This window comes from Pseudomonas sp. BN102 (genome assembly GCF_029871245.1).
Taxonomy (GTDB): domain Bacteria; phylum Pseudomonadota; class Gammaproteobacteria; order Pseudomonadales; family Pseudomonadaceae; genus Metapseudomonas.
This window is the reverse complement of the sequence record NZ_SSON01000018.1, coordinates 1-3,348: the sequence shown is the minus strand read 5'-3', so window position 1 is coordinate 3,348 and position 3,348 is coordinate 1. Positions and strand designations below refer to the sequence as shown.

At 63.9% G+C, this 3,348-nt stretch carries 4 protein-coding genes and 1 pseudogene; all 5 read right to left on the bottom strand.

Annotation, left to right across the window (positions count from 1 at the left end; translation table 11 throughout):
- On the bottom strand, positions 1–954 hold a 954-nt coding region (locus E8F12_RS02055), incomplete at its 3' end, for a cbb3-type cytochrome c oxidase subunit I (RefSeq protein ID WP_280323629.1).
- A gap of 434 nt (positions 955–1,388) precedes the next feature.
- Positions 1,389–2,324 carry a cytochrome-c oxidase, cbb3-type subunit III gene (gene ccoP, locus E8F12_RS02050; protein ID WP_280323628.1) on the bottom strand — a complete coding sequence of 312 codons (936 nt, stop codon included), beginning with the start codon at positions 2,322–2,324 and terminating at the stop codon, positions 1,389–1,391.
- Positions 2,321–2,488 carry a cbb3-type cytochrome c oxidase subunit 3 gene (locus E8F12_RS02045; RefSeq protein WP_280323627.1) on the bottom strand — a complete coding sequence of 56 codons (168 nt, stop codon included), beginning with the start codon at positions 2,486–2,488 and terminating at the stop codon, positions 2,321–2,323. The genes ccoP and E8F12_RS02045 overlap by 4 nt, the downstream gene beginning before the upstream one ends.
- A gap of 5 nt (positions 2,489–2,493) precedes the next feature.
- Entirely contained in the window at positions 2,494–3,105 is a 612-nt protein-coding gene (ccoO, locus tag E8F12_RS02040; RefSeq protein WP_280323626.1) for a cytochrome-c oxidase, cbb3-type subunit II, read from the bottom strand.
- An 11-nt stretch (positions 3,106–3,116) separates the two neighbouring features.
- Positions 3,117–3,348, bottom strand: a pseudogene (locus E8F12_RS02035) (cytochrome C oxidase Cbb3); the annotation flags it as partial.

The following is a 3,348-nucleotide window of genomic DNA, read 5'->3' as shown; positions in this document are numbered from 1 at the left end:
GTAGAAGGCCAGGGACACCACCAGGAAGCGCAGGATGGGGTCGGAGCGCAGCTTATGCCAGGCACCGGACAGGCTCATCATGCCGTTGATCATGCCACCCCAGCTCGGCGCCAGCAGGATCAGGGACATGGCCATGCCGAGGGACTGGGCCCAGTCCGGCAGGGCGGTGTAGTGCAGGTGGTGCGGACCGGCCCAGATGTACAGGGTGATCAGCGCCCAGAAGTGCACGATGGACAGGCGGTAGGAGTAGATCGGACGCTCGGCCTGCTTCGGCACGAAGTAGTACATCATCCCGAGGAAACCGGTGGTCAGGAAGAAGCCTACGGCGTTGTGCCCGTACCACCACTGGATCATCGCGTCGGTGGCGCCGGCGTACATGGAGTACGACTTGAAGGCGTATACCGGCATTTCCATGCTGTTGACGATGTGCAGCATGGCGGTGACCAGGATGAAGGCGCCGAAGAACCAGTTGCCCACATAGATGTGCTTGGTCTTGCGCTTCATGATGGTGCCGAAGAAGACGACGGCGTAGGTGATCCAGACGATACCCAGGAGGATGTCGATCGGCCACTCGAGCTCGGCGTATTCCTTGGAGGAGGAGTAACCCAGCGGCAGGGTGATGACTGCCAGCACGATCACGGCTTGCCAACCCCAGAAGGTGAAGGCGGCCAGACTGTCGGATACCAGGCGGGCCTGGCAGGTGCGCTGCACCACGTAGTAGGAAGTGGCGAACAGGGCGCATCCGCCGAAGGCGAAGATCACCGCGTTGGTATGCAGGGGACGCAGGCGGCCGAAGCTGGTCCAGGGCAGGTTCAGGTTGAGTTCCGGCCACACGAGTTGTGCGGCGATGAACACGCCTAGACCCATCCCTATGACCCCCCAGATCACCGTCATAATGGCGAACTGGCGGACCACCTTATAGTTATAAGCAGTCTGACTGATTGCTGTGCTCATGCTAGGGGTTCCACGGTTAATGGAGTTTTTTGGGGACAAAAAATCGGCGGCAAGTATGGAGAAAGCGGGTGGCCATTGCAACGACACAAGCCGACACAATCCGGGGCCTGGAGCCCTCTGGACAAGGTTTTGCGGCTGTGCTGGCGAGTCTTTCCGAGGGGCCGTCAAGGCCTGATGCCATGCGTGAACGGGGGATCGCCTTAGGAGTTGTGACGGATGGCGACTGCGGAGCAGCTTAGCCGATGTCAAAGCGGGAGGGGTGCTACTGGTCGGAGAGGTGCGACACTGAGTCGCACTATATAAAGGAAGGGGTGGACACTTCCCTGTGTCCGGGGCACCCGGCTCAGGGTGCCGTTTCGCGCGGCGTGCAGTTCGGCCCGAGGGCCTGGCTGCCTGGTTGGGGCGGCGCTTCCCTGCGCCACCCCGACTTCCTGCTACTGGGTGGCCAGCGCCTCCTCCTTGTGGGACAGGCTGTAGATGTAGGCCGCCAGTATGTGGACCTTGTCCTGGCCGAGGTACTCCTGCTGGGCAGGCATCTGGCCATTGCGGCCGTGACGGATGGTCTGTTGCAGCTGGGCCAGGCTCGAGCCGTAGATCCAGCCGGACGGATGGGTCAGGTCCGGGGCGCCCATGACGGCGGTGCCCTTGCCTTCGGCGCCGTGGCAGGCGGTGCAGGTGGTAGCGAACAGCGCCTTGCCGGACTCTAGGTCGGCCACGGTGCCTTCGGGCAGCTTCAGTCCGGCCAGGTCCCGGCGCACATAGGCGGCGACGTTCTTCACCCCCGCGTCACCCAGCACTTCACCCCAGGCCGGCATGGCCGCGATGCGGCCGTGGAGGATAGACGCCTTGATGGTTTGCGCATCGCCGCCCCAGCGCCAGTTGGTGTCGGTGAGGTTGGGGAACCCCAGGGCGCCCTTGGCATCCGAGCCGTGGCAGATGGAGCAGTAGGTGGCGAACAGGCGGCCGCCCATCTTCACGGCCTGCGGGTCCTTGGCCACGTCCTCGATGGTCATGGCCGAGTAGCGGGCGAAGATCGGCTGGTACTGGCGTTCGGCCTTGTCCACCTCGCGCTGCCACTGGGCCACCTGGGTCCAGCCATCGGCGTAGCCGGGGAAGATTCCCTTCCAGTTGCCCAGGCCGGGGTAGACCACCAGGTAGCCGGCGGCGAACACCAGGGTGCCGATGAACAGCATGAACCACCACTTGGGCAGCGGGTTGTCGTATTCCTCGATGCCGTCGAAGGCGTGGCCCATGGTCTGGTCCGTGGTGCCCTGGGATTCGCCCTTGCGGGTGGCGAAGATCAGCCAGACCAGCGCCAGCAGGGTGAAGATGGTGAGCAGGGATATGTACCAGCTCCAGAAAGTCGTCATGCGCGGGTGCTCCTAGAATCGTTCCGGTCATCGTCGGCGAAGGGCAGGTTGGCGGCTTCGTCGAAGCGGCTCTTGCGCTTGCTGCTGTAGGCCCAGAGCACGACGCCGATGAAGGCGACGAAGACTACGAGGGTGCCTATGCCGCGCAGGGTTCCGATATCCATGGCCCCTACCTCTTGCTTTTCAGGCTGGTGCCCAGCACCTGCAGGTAGGCGACCAAGGCGTCCATTTCGGTCTTGCCCTTGACCGCCGCCTGGGCGCCGGCGACGTCCTCGTCGCTGTAGGGCACGCCGAGCTGCTGCATGACGCGGAGTTTGGTGGCGGTGTCCTTGCCGTCCAGGCTGTTTTCCACCAGCCAGGGGTAGGCAGGCATCTTGGACTCCGGCACCACGTTGCGCGGGTTGTAGAGGTGCGCGCGGTGCCAGTCGTCCGAATAGCGGCCACCGACACGGGCCAGGTCCGGGCCGGTACGCTTGGAGCCCCAGAGGAAGGGGTGGTCCCAGACGCTTTCGCCGGCGACGGAGTAGTGGCCGTAACGCTCGGTTTCGGCGCGGAAGGGGCGGATCATCTGCGAGTGGCAGCCGACGCAGCCTTCGCGGATATAGATGTCGCGGCCTTCCAGTTGCAGGGCGGTGTAGGGCTTCATGCCCTCCACTGGGGTATTGGTCACGTCCTGGAAGAACAGCGGCACGATCTGCACCAGGCCACCGATGCTCACGGCGATCACCATGAGCAGGGCCATCAGGCCGACGTTCTTCTCGACGATTTCATGCTTTTTCATCTATCGGCTCCTCAGGCGATCTGGGCGATGGCGTCGTATTCGGCCGGCTTGGAGGCGCGCACGGTGCGCCAGGTGTTCCAGGCCATGAGGAGCATGCCGCTGAAGAAGATGGCGCCGCCGATCACCCGCACGACAAAGCCCGGGTGGCTGGCTTCCAGTGCCTCGACGAAGGAGTAGGTGAGGGTGCCGTCCTCGTTCACCGCGCGCCACATCAGGCCCTGGGTGATGCCGTTGACCCACATC